Origin of the sequence: Novosphingobium nitrogenifigens DSM 19370 (assembly GCF_000192575.1) — a bacterium.
GTDB lineage: Bacteria > Pseudomonadota > Alphaproteobacteria > Sphingomonadales > Sphingomonadaceae > Novosphingobium > Novosphingobium nitrogenifigens.
On the sequence record NZ_GL876943.1, the window covers coordinates 1 to 1,055 of the forward strand.

At 60.8% G+C, this 1,055-nt stretch carries 1 protein-coding gene; it reads right to left on the reverse strand.

What is annotated here, in order from left to right:
- Positions 1-14: 14 nt before the first annotated feature.
- A protein-coding gene (locus tag Y88_RS19045) for an IS630 family transposase (RefSeq protein ID WP_085995950.1) occupies positions 15-961 on the reverse strand; the annotation gives its coding sequence in 2 pieces (ribosomal slippage) (positions 15-625 and positions 625-961; 948 coding nt in all).
- Between the last annotated feature and the right edge of the window lie 94 nt (positions 962-1,055).

Sequence of the window (1,055 nt, forward strand, 5' to 3'; positions counted from 1 at the left end):
AGAGCGGATTTCGATCAGTCTGGATCATATCCGCAAGAGCTGAAGTAATTGGCACATTCGGCGGGTTGGAAGATGTCGACGAGCTTGCCAATGAGGCTCCACAGACCGCTAACCGTTCGCTCGCCGATTTTCCGGAGCATGGCCTTGAGGCGGGAGAATGCCTTCTCGATCGGATTGAAGTCCGGGCTGTAGGGAGGAAGGAAGCGCAGTGTCGCACCTGCTGCTTCGATCCGATTCCGGACAGCCGGACGCTTATGGCTCGATAGATTGTCCATGATGACGACGTCACCGGGCCGCACTTCAGGCACGAGAACCTGGTCCACGTAGGCCTCGAACCAATCGCCGTTGATGGGACCGTCCAGTACCATCGGAGCGACCATGCCCGTCATGCGCAGAGCCGCGACCAGCGTGGTGGTCTTGCGGTGCCCGTGAGGGAAACCCATCCGTAGCCGTTCGCCTTTGGCACAGCGGCCATGGCTACGGGTCATGTTGGTGGCGGTCCAAGTTTCATCGATGAAGACCAGGCGTGCTGGTTCGAGATCGACCTGCCCCTCGAACCAATCATGCCGCTGCTTCAGGACGTCGGGACGGTCCTGCTCAATTGCATGGCCAGTCTTTTTTTGCGCGTCATGCCTCGACGCACGAAGAAGCGATGAAGCCCCGCCACCGAGACGGTCAGTCCGGCTGCGGCCAGCTCCACTCGTAGTTCTTCCAGCGAAATGTCCTTCCGCGCCTCCCAGACAGAGAGGACTTCCGCCGCTCGCTCCTCGATCCGGCGCGAACGCACGTCACCGCCCTGCGGTTTGGCGGCAAAGGCGCCCGTGTCGCGCCGAAGCGCATGCCAACGGATCGCTGTCGAGGGGGCAACGCCAAATCGCGCCGCCGCCGCCCGGCAGCTCAATCCGTTATCAATCGCTGCCAAAAGCCGCGAGCGCAAATCCATCGAAAGCGGGTGCCCCATCCATGCCAGCCTCCTTCACCAGCACGGATTTTGAATCACAAAACGCTATCGTAGGGAATCCCTGCCGACTCATACCGGTCGTAATCCGCTCTAG